Source organism: Mesorhizobium sp. LSJC280B00, assembly GCF_000502835.1.
In the GTDB taxonomy this organism is placed as follows: domain Bacteria; phylum Pseudomonadota; class Alphaproteobacteria; order Rhizobiales; family Rhizobiaceae; genus Mesorhizobium.
In genome coordinates this window covers 1-16,865 of the sequence record NZ_AYVL01000047.1, presented here as the reverse complement: position 1 = coordinate 16,865, position 16,865 = coordinate 1, and the positions used below count along the sequence as shown (strand labels likewise).

Sequence of the window (16,865 nt, the reverse complement as noted above, 5' to 3'; positions counted from 1 at the left end):
CCACCCATTTCCCGCAAATCGGGTCCTGGCGGCAGGGTTTTCGACCGATTCGCGCCCCGGTCAGTCTCCCGAAGGCGGCTTGTAGGGGCCGCCTGGCACCCCCCAACCCCAGGCCGGCATTGGTTCGGTCTCGGGATCGCAGGTCGGGCCCTTGTTGGAGTTCATCTTGGCCAGCCGCGATCCCCATTCGACATAGGCCATGAAGGCCGAGCGGAATTCGGGATCGTCAGGCAACCCGATCTCGTCGGCGGCGTCGGCGAGAAGATTGATCCAGCGCCGGCGCTGCTCCTCGGTCAGATGCTTGCCAAGATGATGCATCACCATCTCGCGATGGCCGCCGTGCTTTTCGCTGTAGGTTTTCGGTCCACCAAAAACTTCGCCGATGAAAGCCGCGACGTGAGCGGGATGATCCGGCGACATATGCTTGAACACCGGCCCGACGATGGGGTCCCGAGAGACGTTGTCGTAGAAGGTCTGGGTCAGGCGGTTCAGCGCTTCGGAGCCGCCGGCCCATTCAAACAATGTCGGGACATCCTGGCTCATTCGCGATCCCTCCCATGCTGGTCTTCAACCGTGGCTGACGATAGCGGAAACATCGCGCGCCGCTCAACCTGCCTCGATGGGCAGTCGGCCGCAATGCCCGCGTTACGATTTGACCGGCGTGCTGGCCTGAGCCTTGGCGCCCGAGGCTTCGCGGCAGTTTTCCGGCCGTGGCTCCGATCTGCAGATGCCGGGGCCTGTCAATTCGTCTGCCGATTGATGCCCGGTTATCAGCCCGTATTTCAGCATCCTGTCGAGTTCGAGCTGCCGTTCGACTGAATACAGCTGAATTGCGGTAAACAGACCGGGGCCGATGGCCATGTCCTCGAGATAGGCCTTGACCTTTTGCTCCTGCCCTACCGAATGCACGCTCAACTGTGCACGCGGGCCGACCAGGCGTTTGACACCGCCGGCGAGCATGATCGGACAGGCCGAGCCGCAACCGCCGCCGGCATCGACCGTCAGCCCGTTGTAGACGCCGTCTTCGGCCGTGCAGTCGGCCTGCCGCGGCTCGCAGCCAATGAAATCCGTCCGGGCCACAGCGACGTCGAGCTTGCGTTCGCGGATCAGCCTTCCGGCCGCCAAAGCACCGAGCACATCACCACCCGGCGAGTTGATAACGATGGGCAGGCGCCGGTCGCCGACGCTGTCAAGCAGTTGGCGCAATTTTTCGGGCGTGTCAGCGGTAATCGCGCCTTCCGCCGAGATCCATTCCGGGCAGTTGGGATTGCACAGCGGATTGCTGCCGCGAACCACAACGAAGCGCATCTCCGGCGCCCCATTCCCTGGCGCTGCCTCGACCGGCTGGGTAGGTGCCGCCTTCGCCGGCTGAGAAAGTGGGACTTGAGCCGGTTGAGAAGGTCTGGCCTTCGCATCGATCGCTGCCACCTCGGCCGGCTTGGCATTCGCAGGGATTTCCTTGCAGTTCGCCGGCGCCGGGCTCCGCCGGCATATGGCTGCTTCCGTCAGGATGTCGACGGACTCGAGGCTGGTGACGAGCTTCATCGCCAGCATATCTCCCGGCTTGATCTGCCTTATATCGCTGGCTGGCGTTGCCTTCATGATATCCAGCACGCCCTTATCAATACCCATCTCCTTCAGATAGGCCGATAGCCGCCTCTCCAGCGGCTTGTTCATTTCGTAGGTCTTGTAGCTGCCGGCGTTCTTCCGGCTGACGACCCTGGTGCTGAGTATCTTCTTCTTGCCTTTCACCATGCGATAAGTGGTGCGGTACAGCAATTTCGTCCGGATATAGGTCGTGGTGATCTGATGGACGCCGAGAAAGGCCCATTCCCCGACCACGCGCCGGATGCCACCGGAAAACATCAACGGACAGGCGGAATTACAGATGGCGCCGTTGGCATAGGCTTCGCCGAAATAACGGGAGCCCTTGCCGTCGTTTTCCTTGCAGTTCTTCATATCTGGCAGACAGCCGACGAAACCGGTTTTACCGACGGCGATATCGAGCTTGTTCTTGCGGATCAGGCGGCCAAGTGTCAGCGCAGCTTCGACATTGCCGCCGGGGGAATCGACGACGATCGGCAACTTTCGGCCGCCAAGCGCTTTCAGCGCGCGTTTGAACAGGGCCGGCGTGCCGGCTTCTATCGAGCCTTCCGCCGATATCCATTCCGGACAGGTCGGCTCGCAGCCCGGCGCGCTGCTGCGGACGACGACGAACCGCATCGTCGGGCCGAAATCAGGCGCGGATTTTTCCGGCGTGGATTTCTTTGCATCCGCTGCGAAGGCAGCGTGGCCCATGGCAAGCAACGACACCAGGCAGATCAGCCCTAGCGACCACCATGCCTGACAATGCAAACGGCGCCATGGAACCATTCGGGCAGCCCCCTCGATGCAACCTATACTAGTTATGGCAGAGGCGCTTGCAACAGGATTTGAAGCAATGCGGTTAATCCATTGCCAGAATATCAGAATCAAAAAGGGCGGCCCGAAGACCGCCCCCTTTGCATCCGATCTCAACCGGCAGCGCCGGCGATTACTCTTTGATGGTGACGACGATGCCGGCACCGACGGTGCGGCCGCCTTCACGGATGGCGAAGCGCAGCTTCTNCATCTCGACGCCCGTGCAGGTCGTCTTGGTGGTCGGACGGATGCCGACGATCTCCAGCTCCTCGCCGACCTTGACGACGCCGCGCTCGACGCGGCCGGTCACAACCGTGCCGCGGCCCGAGATCGAGAACACGTCCTCGATCGGCATCAGGAACGGCTTGTCGAGCGGACGAACCGGCGTCGGGATGTAGGCATCGACCGCAGCCATCAATTCGCGGATGGCGTCCTCGCCGATCTTCTTGTCGGAATCTTCAAGTGCGGCAAGCGCCGAACCCTTGACGATCGGAATGTCGTCGCCGGGGAACTCGTTCTTGGTCAAAAGCTCACGCACCTCGAGCTCGACCAGCTCGAGCAGCTCGGCGTCGTCGACCTGGTCGACCTTGTTCAAGAACACCACGATCGAGGGCACGCCGACCTGGCGGGCCAAAAGGATGTGCTCGCGGGTCTGCGGCATCGGGCCGTCGGCGGCCGACACCACCAGGATCGCGCCGTCCATCTGCGCGGCACCGGTGATCATGTTCTTCACATAGTCGGCGTGGCCGGGGCAGTCGACATGGGCATAGTGGCGGTTGGCGGTTTCGTATTCGACGTGCGCCGTCGAAATGGTGATGCCGCGCGCCTTCTCTTCGGGCGCCGCGTCGATCTGGTCGTAGCGCTTGTATTCGCCAAAATACTTGGTGATCGCCGCCGTCAGCGACGTCTTGCCATGATCGACGTGACCAATCGTGCCAATGTTCACATGAGGCTTAGTGCGCTCGAATTTACCTTTTGCCATAGTCTCTTTCCTTGGACGGCCTGGGGACGGCCTGGACCTTCAGTTCAGTCGAATGCGGGGCGATTAGCGACTAAGGCCGAAAAACACAAGTGCCTTGTCGCCGAGCGCGCTCGCCCGGCCCGAACGTGTGATCCGGTTTCGGAGAATGTGGCGCGGATATAGGAACGAACAAGGGCAAATGGAATGGTTACGGCGGCGGCTGACGGCTTTGTCGGATTTACAGCCGGATCTGGCCCATTGCCGCCCTGGCGCCGGTCTGATTTCGTGGGCCGATGCATTTCATCCCGACTGCCATACGAGGCCCGCTGTTCATGGTCGTTTCGACCGGGTCCTACATCGTCAACGACACGATGATGAAGCTCGCAACCGCGGGACTGCCGCCCTATGAGGTGCTGTTCCTGCGCGGCGCTGCGGCAACATTGTGGGGCATTCCGCTGCTGTTCATGTTGGGCTATGGCAAGCAAATTCCGCTGATCCTCGACGCGAAGGTTTTGCGCAGGAACCTGCTCGAACTGGGTGCTATCCTTTGCTACGTGGTGGCGCTCGCCAACATGCAGATCGCCGATTCGACCGCGCTCGGGCAGATCACGCCCTTGCTGATGCTGGTCGGCTCCTCGATGCTGTTTGGCGAACGGATCGGCGGGCTGCGCATGGCGCTGATCGGCCTTGGTTTTATCGGCGCGGTGATGGTTGCACAACCGACGATGCAGGGGATTTCGGTCTATGCCCTGCTGGCGCTAGGCAATGCCGCCCTGTCCGCGGCGCGCGATCTGGCCGGACGCAAGGTCGCCGCCGACGTGCCGGGGATGATCGTCGCTATTTCCGCGGTGATTGTGGTGCTCACCGGCGCCGGCGTTGCGCATCTGGTTTCCGAGCAGTGGGTGGTGCCTGAAATCCGTCACCTGCTGCTGATGGGCGGCGCCGGACTGTTCCTGATCTTCGGCCACTTCTTTATCTTCATGGCCTATCGCGTCGGGCCGACCAGCGTGGTGGCGCCGTTCTACTATTGCTTTACCGTCTGGGCGGTGATTTCAGGCCTGGTGGTATTCCGGCAGCTCCCGAATGCGCTGGCCATCTGCGGCATCCTGCTGGTGGTGGCCAGCGGGTTGACCATCGTCTCGCTCGACGAGCGCAAGCGCCGGTTGACCGTCGTCGCTTGAAACTGAAATCGGCCTGCACAATAGGAGGAGCGCGTGGCAAGCCCGGATGACAACCAGAATTCACGCAACCGCAGGCTTATCGGAAAGTGCCTGTGCGGCGCCGTTCAGTACGCGGTGGCGGACGCGTTCGTCTATGCCACGAACTGCCACTGCTCGAACTGCCGGCGCACCACCGGCTCGGCCTTCAAGCCATTCGCCGGCATCGAGCGCGACAGGCTGAGCCTGGCGAGGGGCGAGGACAATCTCATGATCTTCGGCGACGAAACCGGCCATGACGCGCATTGCAAGACCTGCGGCTCGTTGCTCTATTCCGTGGTCCGCGACGGTGCCTTCGTGCATGTCGCCATGGGAACCCTGGTCGACGAGCCGACCATCCGCCCGACGCAGCACATCTTCGTCGGCTCGAAGGCGAAGTGGTTCACGATCACCGACGATCTGCCGCAATACAGAGAACACGCGGTCGCCGGAGATGCCGGCGAATAGCTGACCGTTAGAAAACGCTCAACCAAATTATCGTTTCGTTTTCGCGTCGGCCGCCAACGAAACTATACTGTGCTCCGTCACTGAACTTATGTCGCGGGGATTTCTGTGGCATTGCCGCCCGACTGGTTGCCCAATGTTGCGATGAGGCGCGTCATTTGCCATTGGACGGCCGGCTCGCATTCGGCCGGCGATACCGACAGGGATGCGTATCACATACTGGTCGAGGGGAATGGCCGCCTGGTCAGGGGCCGGCCTTCGATCGCGCTCAATTCGAGCCGGGTAAAACCGGGATATGCCGCGCACACGCTCAACTGCAACGGCGGCTCGATCGGGGTTTCGCTCTGCTGCATGGCCGGGGCGGAGGAAAGGCCGTTCGATGCCGGCCGCTATCCGATGACCAGGGCGCAGTGGGACGCGATGACCACGGTTGTCGCCGAACTCTGCAAATATTACCGCATCAAGGTCACGCCCAAAACGGTGCTCTCGCACGCCGAGGTCGAAAGCAATCTCGGCATCGAGCAACGCGGAAAATGGGATTTCACCCGGCTGCCCTTCGATCCGACGATCAGCGGCGCAAGCGCCTGCGGCGACCGGCTGCGCCGCGACGTGACGGCGGCAATGGGCGCGATGCCAAATCTGCCGGTGAGGAACGGGCGCGATGCCGCATGGCAGCGACTGCTCGAGGAATTATGGCCGATCATGGTGGGAGGGCTGGAAGCCGGCCTCAACACGCTGATCCGCGAAATCCTCAAAAGGATCAGATAGGCGGTCGGCATTCGGATGAATGCCGACGCAATTGCCGAGCGGCTTCTACAGAGCCCGCCTGCCGCTGAACTGGTGATAGGCCCACAGGACAACCACGGCACCGACCACGGCTACGATCAGGCTATAGATGTTGAGCCCGGTAACGCCCGACGCGCCAAAGGCGCTGAAGATGAGCCCGCCGACGATGGCACCGACAATCCCGAGCACGATGTCGAGCACAAGGCCTTGCCCGCTTTTATTGACGATCTTGCTGCCTATGAAGCCGGCGATGACGCCGAGAATAATCCAGCTTAATATTGACATTTTTCCTCTCCGTTCCCCGCACCCGATTACTTCCACATTATTAAGCAAAGCTCAAGCCAACTTGAAAATCATGATTACGGAAAGCTCAAACCGGCTTGAAATTCGCCATGGATGCGTCATTGTTGGAGACGGACGGGCAATTTGACATGGAGATCCACAATGGGACTGTTTGACAATGCCGTTCCCGGCGGCAACGTCGCCAAGCCGCTGATGATCGCGCTCGGCGCACTTTTGGTGGGAAAAATGCTGAGCGGTGGAAGTTCCGCCCAGCCGGAGGCGGCGCAGAGCCCTGCCCCCGTCCCGCCTGATACAACCGCATCCGCCGACGGCGGACTGCTCGGCGGTCTGGGCGGACTGCTCGACAAACTGAAGGACGCCGGCCACGGCAACGTTGCCAATTCGTGGGTCGGCACCGGTCAGAACCAGCCGATCAACCCCAGCGATCTGGGCAGTGCTCTCGGGCCACAAATCATCCAGGAGATCGCGCAAAGGACGGGCCTGAACCAGCAGGATCTGCTCAAGCAATTGTCCGCGGCCTTGCCAGGGCTTGTCGACCAGTTGACGCCGAACGGGCAGGTGCCGCAGCAGAACCAGCTCGCGTCCATATTCAGCAAATTCGCGAGCTGACGCCTGTCGCCCAACGCCGCCGGCGGTTCGGGACAACGATAACAACGATAACACAGATTAAGATGCGCGTCCGTCTGGACGCGCAACGAATACTTTGAACTATCGGCAAAGCGCTTCGCTTGGGGCTGCCTACTTCGGCATCGTGCGCGAGGTGCGCCGCGGCTTGGGGGAAATCTGGAGCGGGTAGCGGGAATCGAACCCGCATATTCAGCTTGGAAGGCTGCTGCTCTACCACTGAGCTATACCCGCGCCTTTCAGTCAAGCATCGGATCCGCTCCGACGCTCGCTCTGCGTTTCAGGGCTTCCGGGCCGGCAGTGGTGGAGAGGGTTGGATTTGAACCAACGTAGGCATAGCCAACGGATTTACAGTCCGTCCCCTTTAACCACTCGGGCACCTCTCCAGTCTGCCGCCGGAGCCATGCAACGAGGCATCGACGCGTCGCGGCTGCCTGAGCAGCCCTTCCGCGAAGCGCCTTATGGCGGCAGCGCCCAAAACTGTCAACCGCAACAGTCCGGCAAAAAGCGCTGAATCTCACGCCTCGCCCGACAAGCAGCTTATGCAGCTGTATCCATGGCCGGACGACACGGCTATAGAAGCCGGCCATGAGCAACGACAACAAATCGAAGACCCCTAAAGACACCCACTACGCCAAGCTGCGCCGCGCGCATCGCGACGAGAAGAGCGGTGGCGCGCCTGCATTCAGGCCACGCCAGCCGGTGCCGCCCGGCGAGAACCCGGCGGATGGGCTGGTGCGGCTCTACGGGCTGCACACGGTGCGGGCCGCACTCGACAATCCGCGCCGAAAAATCAAGAAGATGCTGGTGACGCGCAACGCTGCCGAGCGGCTGGCAATCGCCGATCTTGGCGCTTTGCCCTTCAAGGCGGAGTTGGTCGAACCCAGGGACATCGACAAGGTCACCGGCTCGGATGCCGTGCACCAGGGCGTGGTGATCGAGGCCGAGCCGCTGAAACCGAAACGCCTCGATGCGCTCGGCGACACCAGGCTGGTGCTGGTGCTCGACCAGATCACCGATCCGCACAATGTCGGCGCGATCCTGCGCTCGGCGGTCGCCTTCGGCGCCGGCGCACTGATCACCACGGCGCGCCACAGCCCGCAGGAATCCGGCGTGCTGGCAAAGTCGGCTTCCGGCGCGCTCGAACACATCGATCAGATCGAGGTGAAGAACCTCGCCCATGCGCTGGAGCAGCTGCACGAGGCCGGATTCCAGACGATCGGCCTGGATTCAGACGGGCCGGCGGAGCTCGAAACGAGCTTTGCCGGAGAAAAGATCGCGTTGGTACTTGGCGCCGAGGGCAAAGGCCTGCGCCAGAAAACGCGCGAGACGGTGACGACGCTGGCCCGGCTCGACATGCCCGGCGCCATCCGCTCGCTCAACGTGTCGAATGCCGCGGCGGTGGCGCTTTATGCGGCGAGGAAGTTTTTGAGAGAGTGAATGGTGAATGGTGAATGGTGAATGGTGAATGGTGAATGGTGAATGGTGAGAGTGTACGTAAGTCGTGACCAATTCACTACCAACGACTCACCCATCTGCTACTGATTACCGACCCACTATTCACTATTCACTATTCACTATTCACTATTCACCCACTTCACATCCCGCCATTCGCTCCAGCGCCTTGACCAGCGCCGAATGATCCTCCTTTGACCCGCCATTCGCCGCGCACGAGTTGAACAATTGCTGCGTCGTTGAAGTGTTGGGCAGGGCGACGCCGAGCGCTTTCGCGCCTTCAAGGGCGAGATTCAGGTCCTTCTGGTGGAGTTCGATGCGGAAGCCGGGCGCGAAAGTGCGCTTGATCATGCGCTCGCCATGCACTTCCAGGATGCGCGAGTTTGCGAGCCCGCCCATCAGCGCCTGCCTGACCTTGGCCGGGTCGGCGCCGGCTTTCGATGCAAAAACAAGCGCTTCGGCGACGGCCTCAATGGTCAGCGCGACGACGATCTGGTTGGCGACCTTGGTGGTCTGGCCGACGCCGTTCGGTCCGACCAGAGTGATGTTCTTGCCAAGCTTCTCGAAGATGGGCCTAGCGCGTTCGAAGGCTTTTTCCTCACCGCCGACCATGATGGTCAGCGAAGCCGCCTTGGCGCCGACCTCGCCGCCCGACACCGGCGCGTCGAGATAGTCGCAGCCGACATCGTTGATCTTTTTTGCGAATTCCTTGGTCTCGATCGGCGAGATCGAGCTCATGTCGATGACCAGCTTGCCTCTTGTCAGCCCGGACGCGACGCCGTTCTCAGCGAACAGCACGTCGGCGACCTGCGGCGTATCCGGAACCATGGTGATGACGATGTCGGCGGCACGCGCGACGGCATCATGGCCGGTGACTGTCTTCAGGCCCTTGGCGACGAGATCGGCCGGCGGCTTCGAGCGGTGGTCGCTGGCGACGACCTGATAACCGGCGTCTAGCAGATGCCCCGCCATCGGCGCGCCCATGATGCCGAGGCCGATGAAGCCGATGGTTTCCATGTTTTTCTCCAAGTGACTATGTGAAACGCCCCCTCATCCGGCCCTTCGGGCCACCTTCTCCCCGAGGGGAGAAGAGATCGCGAACGCCGGTGCCAGCCTCTTCTCCCCAGCGGGCAGAAGGTGGCCGCGCAGCGGCCGGATGAGGGGGCCTCTCTTGCCCGCTACGCCGCCGCGCTGCCCTGCCCGGCCAGGTCCCGGAACCACCCCAGTCCGGCATCCGTCCCCGCCTTCGGCTTATACTCCGCGCCAATCCAGCCGGCATAGCCGATGCGGTCGATGTGGTTGTACAGAAAAGGAAAATTGATCTCGCCCGTCCCCGGCTCATGACGGCCGGGATTGTCCGCAAGCTGGATATGCGCGATGCGGTTGAGGTTTGCCTCTATGGTACGGGCGAGATCCCCCTCCATGATCTGCATGTGATAGATGTCGTATTGCAGGAACAGGTTCTTCGATCCGACGCGGTCGATCAGGGCCAGAGCCTGGTCCGAGTAATTCAGGAAGAAGCCCGGAATGTCGCGGGTGTTGATCGGCTCGATCAGCAGCCTGATGCCGGCCTGCTCCAGCTTTTCGGCCGCGAAAGCCAGATTTTCGGCGAAGACGTCTTCCAGCACGGAGCGATCGACGCCTTGCGGCGCGATGCCGGCGAGGCAGTTGACCTGCTCGCAGCCGAGCGCATGGGCATAGGTGACGACCTTGGCAATGCCCTGCCGGAACTCCGGGATGCGGTCGGGCAGGATCGCGATGCCGCGCTCGCCCTTGGCCCAGTCGCCGGCAGGCAGGTTGAACAGGACCTGCGTCAGCCCGTTCTTCTTCAACCTGGCCGCGACGACATCCGGCGCATGGTCATAGGGGCCGATATACTCGACGCCCTTGAAGCCGGCGCGGGCGGCGGCATCGAAGCGGTCGAGGAAGTCATGCTCGCCAAAGAGCATCGAAAGATTGGCTGAAAACCGTGGCATGGCAGTAGTTCCTCATATGCGGCTTAATCGAGCATGACGATCGCCGTGGGGGCATCTTCGTGATGTTCGGCTAGCTCCTCGAATTCGGTGATCTTGTCGATTTCGGTACCCATCGAAACGTTGGTGACGCGCTCGAGGATGAATTCGAGCACCACCGGAACCTGGTGCTCGTTCATCAGGCGCTTTGCCTCTTCGAAGGCACCGGCGAATTCCCCCGGCCGGCGCACCCGGACCGCCTTGCAGCCCATCGCCTCGGCAACGGCGACGTGGTCGACGCCGTAGCCCGCCTCAGGCTCGTCTTTCCGGTTGACGTTCTCGAAGGCCAGGCTGACTTCGAAATCCATCGAAAAGCCGCGCTGCGCCTGGCGAATCAGCCCGAGATAGGCATTGTTCACGACGACATGGATGTAGGGCAATCTGTGCTGTGCGCCGGCCGCCAGTTCCTCGATCATGAACTGGAAATCATAGTCGCCGGACAATGCCACAATTGTGCGGTCCGGATCGGCGGCGCGAACACCGAGGGCTGCCGGCAATGTCCAGCCGAGCGGGCCGGCCTGGCCGCAATTGATCCAGTTGCGTGGCTTGTAGACATGCAGGAACTGCGCCCCGGCGATCTGGGACAGGCCGATCGTGGTGACATAGGTGGTGTCGCGGCCGAACGCCTTGTTCATCTCCTCGTAGACGCGCTGCGGCTTCAGCGGCACCTGGTCGAAATGCGTCTTGCGCTTCATTGTCTTCTTGCGCTGCCGGCATTCGCCGGCCCAGCCCGACCAGTCGCGCAATTTTCCGGCCGTCCTCCACTCGGTGGCGACGTCGAGCAGCATTTTCAGCGCCGCACCGGCGTCCGAGACGACGCCGAGGTCCGGCGCGAAGACGCGGCCGATCTGCGTCGGCTCGATATCGACGTGGATGAATTTCTTGCCCTTGGTGTAGACGTCGATCGAACCGGTGTGGCGGTTGGCCCAGCGGTTGCCGATGCCGAAAACGAAATCGGCTTCGAGCATCGTGGCATTGCCATAGCGGTGCGAGGTCTGCAGCCCGCACATGCCGGCCATCAGGCGGTGGTCGTCGGGGATCGCACCCCAGCCCATCAGCGTCGGAATGACAGGCACGCCGGTGACCTCGGCGAACTCGATCAGCAGATCGGACGCATCGGCGTTGATGATGCCGCCGCCGGCGACGATGACAGGCTTTTCCGCCGCGTTCAGCATCGTCAACGCCTTCTCGGCCTGAGCGCGCGACATTGCCGGCTTGAACGGCACCAGCGGCTCATAGGCATCTATATCGAACTCGATCTCGGCCAGTTGCACATCGACAGGCAAATCGATCAGCACCGGCCCCGGCCGCGACGAGCGCATCAGATGGAACGCTTTCTGCAGCGCCATCGGCACCAGATAGGGTTCCATGACGGTAACAGCCCATTTGGCGACGGGTGCGGCGATCGCCGCAATGTCGACGGCCTGAAAATCCTCCTTGTTGAGACGCGCGCGCGGCGCCTGCCCGGTGATGCAGAGGATGGGAATTGAATCGGCAGCGGCCGAATAGAGGCCGGTGATCATGTCGGTGCCGGCGGGACCCGAAGTGCCGATGCACAGACCGATATTGCCCGATCTGGCGCGGGTAAACCCTTCGGCCATATGCGAGGCCGCCTCGACGTGACGCGCAAGGATGTGGCGGATACTGCCCCTCGCCTTCAGTGCCGAATAGAGCGGGTTGATCGCAGCACCCGGCACGCCGAAGGCACAGGAGATGCCTTCCTTTTCGAGAACGAGAACCGCTGCGTCGACTGCGCGCATCCTGGCCATGTCAGCCTCCACGGAATTGTTGATAGCCTATGATGCCAGCGCACCAATGATTTTTCAATTTTTTCAGAATATTTTTTCATTTCTAGAAAACGGCTCTTGTGAGTTGAATTGATTTGACTTTCTGTTTTCCACGAATTCGCTTGGCAAATCGGTGAAAAACTTTTTCATTGCTTGTTGGGCGAACAGAGCGAAGAATGGCCCGATGGAGACCACCGAAAAACGCCAGCGCGGCCGGCCGCGCGCCTTCAACGGGCCGGCCGAGGCCGCCTCGGTGCAGTCGCTGGACCGGGCGCTGCGCATCCTGGCAATCGTCGCCGATGGCAGTGGCCTGTCGCTGAGCGAGATCGCCGCCAGTTCCGGTCTGCCGGCATCCACCGCCTACCGCATGCTGACGACGCTGGAAAACCACGGCATGGTCGAGTTCGACGGCCCTGACCAGCTGTGGTCGATCGGCGTCGAGACCTATCGCATGGGCGCGGCGTTCCTGCGCCGCCGCAAGCTGGTCGACCGCGCCCGTATCGTCATGCAGGAACTGATGGAGAAGACCGGCGAGACCGCCAATCTCGGCGTCGCCGAGGACGATTGCGTCGTCTTCGTCAGTCAGGTCGAGACGCACCAGGCGATCCGCGCCTTTTTCCGGCCGGGCACGCGCAGCCCCTTCCATGCCTCGGGCATCGGCAAGGCGGTGCTGGCGCATCTCGAGCCGGAGCGCGTCGCCACCATCCTGCGCCGGGCCGGGTTGGAGCGCTTCACCGAAAATACGCTGTCCGACATCTCGGCGCTCGCCCGCGACCTGGTGACGATCAAGCTGCGCGGCTGGTCGGTTGACGACGAGGAGCGGCATCCGGGCATGCGCTGCGTTGCCGCCGCCATCTTCAATGAATTCGGCGAGCCGATCGGCGGCGTTTCGGTCTCCGGGCCGACAGTACGGGTCACGCCGGAACGGCTGGCCGAGATCGGCCCGCTGGTGCACGATGCGGCGGCGGAGGTGACGAGGATGATCGGCGGCCTGCCGACCCCTCCCGGCCTTGGCAGCGAGCCGAGCGCATGGCAGCGCTGACCAGCGCCGAATGGTGCGACATCTGCCAGGATGGCCAGAGCTAGCCCCCGGGCACCGCGCTCTTGGTCGATAGGTCGTAGAAATCAAGCAGCATCGCCAGCCCAACTCCGCAGGCGGTGAAGATGAGGCCGGCAATGAAGATACGATTGGCGCGTTCATAAACGCGCCGTTGTAGAGACGTTATGTCGAGCAGCAACCGCAGCGCTCGTATCTGCAGGGCAATGCCGATCAAAATCGGCACGACGGCGGCCAGGTGATAGATTTCCCACGGTATCGGGTTGGCGGCCCAATGCGTGATGAAGCCCAGCGAGAACGCCAGCAGGATGCCGACGGTGGTGATTGTGCCGTTGCGGAAAATTGTCTCGATCGGCTCTTCGTTCGGATCTTGCTCGCCCAAGCGCCCTCTCCCCTGTTTCGGCTCGGTGCAGATTAGGCTGTTGGGAAATCGCTGTACATCGGCAAGAGTGTTGGCGAATGCTGAAGCGGCATCCGATCTCGCCTTAAGTGGACGATGTTCGACAGGACAGAGAGGCTGACGGAGCGCGGCTTTATTCCAGCTTGGGTTCCTCGCCCCACGGAAGTGGGGAGAGGTGGCGCGGCGAAGCCGCGACGGAGAGGGGACCGCGCCCTACGAAGGCCCCCTCTCCGGCCGCGGAGCCTGTCCTCGGGCTTGCCGAAGGCAAGACCCGTAGGCGGCCACCTCTCCCCCGCTTCGCGGCGGGCGAGGAACCCAGGTCCTAAGAGGTCGGAGGAACAACCCCTCTGCCCTGCCACTCAGACACACAGAAAAAGGGGCAGTGGGGTGCCCCTTCTTCCGGTTGCCTGAAACGGTCACCTCCTCCCAAGCTGGCATAGTGGCCCTCAAAGCCAGCAGCGATGGCGATAGCCGTCGTAGCCGACATAGGTGTCCGAGTACGGGTCGTAGCTCTGGTAGCGATTGAGGCAGCGCCGGACGTGCCACGAGCCGCCGCCTTCCTCGATATAGACGGTGCGCGGCTGGGCCAGCGCGCTGCCGAGCAGGAAGCCGCCGACACCTGCGGCAATGCCGATGCCGAGGTGCTTGTGCTTGTGATGGGCGGCCGACGGCTGAACGGTGCCGACCAGCATGGCGGCGGCGACAGTGGTGGCGACGAGGCCGGAAACGATGGTGCGCTTGAACATGACGATCTCCTTGTTGTGGGAGGCGATCCAACCGCCTCTTGACCATCAGTCGTCGCAACAAGGAAAAAGGTTCGAAGGTCCTTTTGGATTTTTTTCGAAGGGAGAAATCGCGCGGTCTGATGCGCGACCACGAACGGTCGCGCCGTCGACAGTTCACCGGAACAACCGGCAGGCCTCAGCCCATGCCGGTGATATGGCGAAGCCAGAAGGCGAGCGCGATGAAGCCGATGATGGTGGTGACGCCGGTCCAGTCGATATTGGCGTGCTTCAGGTCCTTGACGAGCTTCACCAGGAGAACCCAGGCCACGACGACGAGCGGGAGAATGATGACAAACCTGATCATGCGACTGCCTCGCTGATGCAATTGCACCTTCGATCAATATAGGAAGCGAATTGGCCGTTTTCAGGACGCCTTGGCGGCAGAACCGCCGCGTTCGCGGCAGCGGAAAACGGAGTTTTGTCTTTACTGGCGCAGCAGATATGGTAACCGGAGCGCCGTGCCCTTGTAGCTCAGCTGGTAGAGCAGCGGTTTTGTAAACCGAAGGTCGGCGGTTCGATTCCGTCCGGGGGCACCAGTACGGGCTTCTTGAGACCTCCGGGGCGCTTGATATCTGCTCATCCCCGATATCCACAGGCCGGGGCCGTCAGGATCGGTAGCACATCAGCTTCAACGCATATATTCCCTAGCGGAAACCATAGTTCCCTAGCGGAAAACCTAGGAGTCTTCGTTGGAGCAGAAACGCACGACCGCCCCCTTCATCAACGGCATATTTGGCGGATTTATCGTCTTCGCCTTCGCGTTCGGTTTCCGTTTCCTGCTAAGTCCCGATCCCGATCCAACATCAAGAGCAACGACAAGCCTTTCAGTACTGGCCTTCGCCATTTGTTTCGGCGCAGCCTTCCTCCGCGAGCACCGGCGCCAGATTGCCGCCGCCAGAGAATATATAAGCCGCCCAAGATCGTATTAGGGGCGTACGTGTCGGGACCGTCCTCGTCGGGTCACCAGAAACTTCCGTGAAATTGCTGGCAAAATCTGTCGCCAGACAACGAGTTAGCATCTCATATCTAGAGACGCTGAGCCCGGGCGTGACTTCGCGGTTGCAGAGCCGTCATTTCGGCCCTCTCTCCCGGCCTCGGCCATCTCGTACCATTCGATTAAATTGCTCCTGTGTATATTAGCACTCGCTCAATTAAGCGCGCCGACAATGTCGGTGCGGCGGGCCAAAAACCAAAGGGTGTTGTCATGCGAAGTGATTTCGCCGCGGCGCGCGAGCTTTTGGAGTGCGCACAAAACCGCCTCTGCGGCGCGGATGAAACGAGCCGACGCGTCAACGAGGCCCTCGACGCGCTGATTGAAGAAATAGCCATCGCGGAATTCCGCAAGGCGCCACTGACGGTTGTGCCGTTTCCGCGTGCGCGGCCGCCTAAGCATGTTCGGTAGAGCGCTGATCGCTCGCGTTGACGAAGAGCCGGCAACTGGTGTTTCCGCAATCGCCCGTTGGAGCGTCGTTGAACGACCAAGCCTTTGACGATAGAGTTGCCGGGCAGTGGTGCTCTGAAACTCCGGAGCCGATCCATGTCACGCTGTGGAGATGTCTACGAGAACAAAGTGACCGGCGAATATGCGGTCATCCTGCGTGGCACCGAAGACCGCGGCCAGGGACCTGGCATCGCTCATCTGACAGCCCGGCCGGGAGCCGCAGTGGTGGGCGAGCACTTCCACCCGAACCTGACGGAACGGTTTACCGTCCTCCGTGGCCGTCTCGACGCTTGCATCGCCGGGAAAACTTTGTCCCTGGGGCCTGGCCAATCCGCCACGGTCGAAGCAGGCGTCGCACATGATTGGTGGAACAGCAGCAAAACCGAAGAAGCGCATGTCCTGGTCGAAGTCGACCGGGCGCCAGGTGCGGACAATGTCGACCCGAACCGTTTCGAGCTGCTGATCGGCATGCTCTTCGGCCTGGCCAATGCCGGCAAGGTGGACAGAAAAGGTAGACCTTCGCCGCTTCAGGCAGCAGTCATCGCCAGAGAATTTGCCGACGTGATCGTCTTCACGCACCCGCCACCTTCGATTCAGCGAGTGGCGCTGGCGATCCTGGCGCCACTCGGCCATCTGCTCGGCTATCGCGCGATCGACCCGGACTACTGCAAGCCGCACGGGCATGTCACGCCGGCTCCTGAAATCCTCGCTCGAGCAGGCCTAGTAGCCGGATGATCCGGGTCCATATTGGGCGCCCGGCATTTTTGTCGGCAGCCATACATAGGACTCGCGGCAAGCTCTATGAAGCACTCGCGACATGACCGGATATGGCGACCCGGTCGAACGTGTTTCTCACCCTGACCGACTTGTAGACGTAGGCGACCCAGATGCCGGTCAGGACAAAAGAAACTGCGGGCATTACCAGCGCATCCCCTGCAAGCACCAAGCTCACAGGAGCGCTCATAACCGCTGAGATCCATGCCGCGTCCAGAATAAACACGATTGGTATTGCAAACCACTGATACAGGAATAGCTGCTTGAAGCGGTAACTCCGCAGCAGCATCGCAAAGAGCACAACCACCTGGAACACCACAAACGCCAGCAAGAGGGCAATCTCTCCGTAGACTGCGGATTTCACTAAATTGGGACAGCCGTTTCAGTAAATCGCGGACAAGCGTTTCGCTAAGTCGCGG

20 protein-coding genes and 3 tRNA genes are annotated in these 16,865 nt (G+C 61.6%); 10 read left to right on the top strand and 13 right to left on the bottom strand.

Translation table 11 applies throughout. From position 1 onward, the window contains the following. Positions 1–60: 60 nt before the first annotated feature. The 3 genes from X773_RS71275 to X773_RS71265 all read right to left on the bottom strand — a co-directional run bounded on the left by X773_RS71275 (position 61) and on the right by X773_RS71265 (position 3,382). Positions 61–543: a group II truncated hemoglobin gene (locus X773_RS71275; RefSeq protein ID WP_023680437.1), complete on the bottom strand. Its 483-nt coding sequence runs from the start codon at positions 541–543 to the stop codon at positions 61–63. Positions 544–645: 102 nt separating this feature from the next. Next, a complete protein-coding gene (locus tag X773_RS71270; RefSeq protein ID WP_023680436.1) occupies positions 646–2,373 on the bottom strand; it encodes a hypothetical protein in 1,728 nt (575 codons plus the stop codon). A gap of 160 nt (positions 2,374–2,533) precedes the next feature. Next, positions 2,534–3,382: an elongation factor Tu gene (locus X773_RS71265; protein WP_023680435.1), complete on the bottom strand. Its 849-nt coding sequence runs from the start codon at positions 3,380–3,382 to the stop codon at positions 2,534–2,536. A 272-nt stretch (positions 3,383–3,654) separates the two neighbouring features. Here X773_RS71265 and X773_RS71260 point away from each other — a divergent pair, with 272 nt between their 5' ends. The 3 genes from X773_RS71260 (at position 3,655) to X773_RS71250 (ending at position 5,790) form a co-directional block, all read left to right on the top strand. Then, positions 3,655–4,542: a DMT family transporter gene (locus X773_RS71260; protein ID WP_023680434.1), complete on the top strand. Its 888-nt coding sequence runs from the start codon at positions 3,655–3,657 to the stop codon at positions 4,540–4,542. Positions 4,543–4,575: 33 nt separating this feature from the next. After that, the gene (locus X773_RS71255; protein WP_023680433.1) at positions 4,576–5,025 is read left to right on the top strand and encodes a GFA family protein; all 450 of its coding nucleotides are present in this window, start codon (positions 4,576–4,578) and stop codon (positions 5,023–5,025) included. 141 nt (positions 5,026–5,166) lie between these two features. Then, complete coding sequence (locus X773_RS71250; RefSeq protein WP_023680432.1) at positions 5,167–5,790, top strand: N-acetylmuramoyl-L-alanine amidase; 624 nt, start codon at positions 5,167–5,169, stop codon at positions 5,788–5,790. A 45-nt stretch (positions 5,791–5,835) separates the two neighbouring features. On the opposite strand, the gene X773_RS71245 is transcribed toward X773_RS71250, so the two are convergent. Beyond that, a complete protein-coding gene (locus X773_RS71245) occupies positions 5,836–6,093 on the bottom strand; it encodes a GlsB/YeaQ/YmgE family stress response membrane protein (protein WP_023680431.1) in 258 nt (85 codons plus the stop codon). A 159-nt stretch (positions 6,094–6,252) separates the two neighbouring features. On the opposite strand from X773_RS71245, the gene X773_RS71240 reads away from it, so the two are divergent. Next, the gene (locus tag X773_RS71240) at positions 6,253–6,720 is read left to right on the top strand and encodes a YidB family protein (RefSeq protein WP_023680430.1); all 468 of its coding nucleotides are present in this window, start codon (positions 6,253–6,255) and stop codon (positions 6,718–6,720) included. Positions 6,721–6,895: 175 nt separating this feature from the next. On the opposite strand, the gene X773_RS71235 is transcribed toward X773_RS71240, so the two are convergent. Together X773_RS71235 and X773_RS71230 are read right to left on the bottom strand one after the other, a co-directional pair. Continuing rightward, a tRNA-Gly gene (locus X773_RS71235) sits at positions 6,896–6,969 on the bottom strand. 67 nt (positions 6,970–7,036) lie between these two features. After that, a tRNA-Tyr gene (locus X773_RS71230) sits at positions 7,037–7,121 on the bottom strand. 202 nt (positions 7,122–7,323) lie between these two features. Between X773_RS71230 and X773_RS71225 the strand changes: the two genes are divergently transcribed. Continuing rightward, the gene (locus X773_RS71225; RefSeq protein ID WP_023680429.1) at positions 7,324–8,175 is read left to right on the top strand and encodes an RNA methyltransferase; all 852 of its coding nucleotides are present in this window, start codon (positions 7,324–7,326) and stop codon (positions 8,173–8,175) included. A 144-nt stretch (positions 8,176–8,319) separates the two neighbouring features. Here X773_RS71225 and X773_RS71220 read toward each other — a convergent pair whose 3' ends face one another. The 3 genes from X773_RS71220 to gcl all read right to left on the bottom strand — a co-directional run bounded on the left by X773_RS71220 (position 8,320) and on the right by gcl (position 11,971). Further along, positions 8,320–9,207 (bottom strand): 2-hydroxy-3-oxopropionate reductase, encoded by an 888-nt coding sequence (locus X773_RS71220; RefSeq protein ID WP_023680428.1) that lies wholly within the window; start codon positions 9,205–9,207, stop codon positions 8,320–8,322. 161 nt (positions 9,208–9,368) lie between these two features. Beyond that, a complete protein-coding gene (gene hyi / locus X773_RS71215; RefSeq protein ID WP_023680427.1) occupies positions 9,369–10,166 on the bottom strand; it encodes a hydroxypyruvate isomerase in 798 nt (265 codons plus the stop codon). 23 nt (positions 10,167–10,189) lie between these two features. Beyond that, complete coding sequence (gene gcl, locus X773_RS71210; RefSeq protein ID WP_023680426.1) at positions 10,190–11,971, bottom strand: glyoxylate carboligase; 1,782 nt, start codon at positions 11,969–11,971, stop codon at positions 10,190–10,192. Positions 11,972–12,173: 202 nt separating this feature from the next. Here gcl and bhcR point away from each other — a divergent pair, with 202 nt between their 5' ends. Next, the gene (bhcR, locus tag X773_RS71205; protein ID WP_023680425.1) at positions 12,174–13,031 is read left to right on the top strand and encodes an HTH-type transcriptional regulator BhcR; all 858 of its coding nucleotides are present in this window, start codon (positions 12,174–12,176) and stop codon (positions 13,029–13,031) included. A gap of 40 nt (positions 13,032–13,071) precedes the next feature. On the opposite strand, the gene X773_RS71200 is transcribed toward bhcR, so the two are convergent. The 3 genes from X773_RS71200 to X773_RS75735 all read right to left on the bottom strand — a co-directional run bounded on the left by X773_RS71200 (position 13,072) and on the right by X773_RS75735 (position 14,535). Continuing rightward, a complete protein-coding gene (locus X773_RS71200; RefSeq protein ID WP_023680424.1) occupies positions 13,072–13,428 on the bottom strand; it encodes a hypothetical protein in 357 nt (118 codons plus the stop codon). 464 nt (positions 13,429–13,892) lie between these two features. Further along, the gene (locus X773_RS71195) at positions 13,893–14,192 is read right to left on the bottom strand and encodes a BA14K family protein (RefSeq protein WP_023680423.1); all 300 of its coding nucleotides are present in this window, start codon (positions 14,190–14,192) and stop codon (positions 13,893–13,895) included. 175 nt (positions 14,193–14,367) lie between these two features. Further along, positions 14,368–14,535, bottom strand: coding sequence for a hypothetical protein (locus X773_RS75735; protein ID WP_023680422.1), 168 nt, complete (start codon positions 14,533–14,535; stop codon positions 14,368–14,370). 156 nt (positions 14,536–14,691) lie between these two features. Between X773_RS75735 and X773_RS71190 the strand changes: the two genes are divergently transcribed. The 4 genes from X773_RS71190 (at position 14,692) to X773_RS71180 (ending at position 16,407) form a co-directional block, all read left to right on the top strand. After that, positions 14,692–14,767, top strand: a tRNA-Thr gene (locus X773_RS71190). A 153-nt stretch (positions 14,768–14,920) separates the two neighbouring features. Beyond that, a complete protein-coding gene (locus tag X773_RS76985; protein ID WP_156937488.1) occupies positions 14,921–15,160 on the top strand; it encodes a hypothetical protein in 240 nt (79 codons plus the stop codon). 275 nt (positions 15,161–15,435) lie between these two features. Beyond that, positions 15,436–15,633 (top strand): hypothetical protein, encoded by a 198-nt coding sequence (locus tag X773_RS75730; RefSeq protein ID WP_084641813.1) that lies wholly within the window; start codon positions 15,436–15,438, stop codon positions 15,631–15,633. 135 nt (positions 15,634–15,768) lie between these two features. Next, complete coding sequence (locus X773_RS71180; protein ID WP_023680420.1) at positions 15,769–16,407, top strand: cupin domain-containing protein; 639 nt, start codon at positions 15,769–15,771, stop codon at positions 16,405–16,407. A gap of 64 nt (positions 16,408–16,471) precedes the next feature. Here the strand turns inward: X773_RS71180 and X773_RS71175 are convergent, their stop codons facing one another. Beyond that, positions 16,472–16,810, bottom strand: coding sequence for a DUF2569 family protein (locus X773_RS71175; RefSeq protein WP_023680419.1), 339 nt, complete (start codon positions 16,808–16,810; stop codon positions 16,472–16,474). Between the last annotated feature and the right edge of the window lie 55 nt (positions 16,811–16,865).